Source organism: Streptomyces marokkonensis, from assembly GCF_008312835.1.
In the GTDB taxonomy this organism is placed as follows: Bacteria; Actinomycetota; Actinomycetes; order Streptomycetales; family Streptomycetaceae; genus Streptomyces; species Streptomyces marokkonensis_A.
Genome location: NZ_VSKS01000069.1, coordinates 1 through 887 on the forward strand (window position 1 = coordinate 1; position 887 = coordinate 887).

Below are 887 nucleotides of genomic sequence, written 5' to 3' on the forward strand. Positions count from 1 at the left end.
TGTGCTGTTCCGGGACGTTGGTGACACGCATGCTGGGTGCTTGAACGGGTGAGGGCCTTCTGGGTTCGGTGTGGATTGCGACATCTACGCCCGACCGCCAGGAGGCCCTCGTGTCCCACCGTAATGCCCCGCTGACCCCGACCGGGCGGCTTCGCCTGGCCCGGTGCGTCGTGGACGACGGCTGGCCGCTGCGCCGGGCCGCGGAACGCTTCCAGGTCAGCCACACCACCGCAGCCCGCTGGGCCGGGCGCTACCGGCAGGCGGGCCCCGAAGGGATGCACGACCGTTCCAGCCGCCCGCACCACCAGCCACGCCGGTCTCCTGCCACGGTCGAGGAACACGTCGTACGCCTGCGGCGCGAGCACCGCATCGGCCCCGTCCGGCTGGCCGCCCGGTGCGGCATCGCGCCGTCGACGGCCCACCGCATCCTCGTCCGCCACGGCCTGCCCGCCCTGGCCACGCTGGACCGGGCCACAGGCGAGCCCGTCCGCCGCTACGAACGCGCCCGCCCGGGCGAACTCGTCCACATCGACGTCAAGAAACTCGGCCGCATCCCCGACGGCGGCGGCCACAAGGTCCTCGGCCGCGCAGCCGGCCGCAAGAACCGCACCGGCACCGGTCTCGCCTACCTCCACACCGCCCTGGACGATCACTCCCGGCTCGCTTACACCGAAGATCTCCCCGACGAGAAGGCCGCCACCTGCGCCGCCTTCCTCACCCGGGCCACCGCCTGGTTCGCCGCCCAGGGCATCACCGTCGAGCGGGTGCTGACCGACAACGCCTGGGCTTACACGAAGAACACCTGGCGCGACACCTGCCGGAATCTGGGGATCCAGCCGCGCTGGACCCGGCCGTGGCGACCGCAGACCAACGGCAAGGTCGAACGC

The 887-nt window shown here is 72.5% G+C and carries 1 protein-coding gene; it reads left to right on the forward strand.

Going from position 1 to position 887, the window contains the following annotated elements; all coding sequences use genetic code 11:
- Positions 1–110: 110 nt before the first annotated feature.
- On the forward strand, positions 111–887 hold a 777-nt coding region (locus F1615_RS35440; RefSeq protein ID WP_149553134.1), incomplete at its 3' end, for an IS481 family transposase.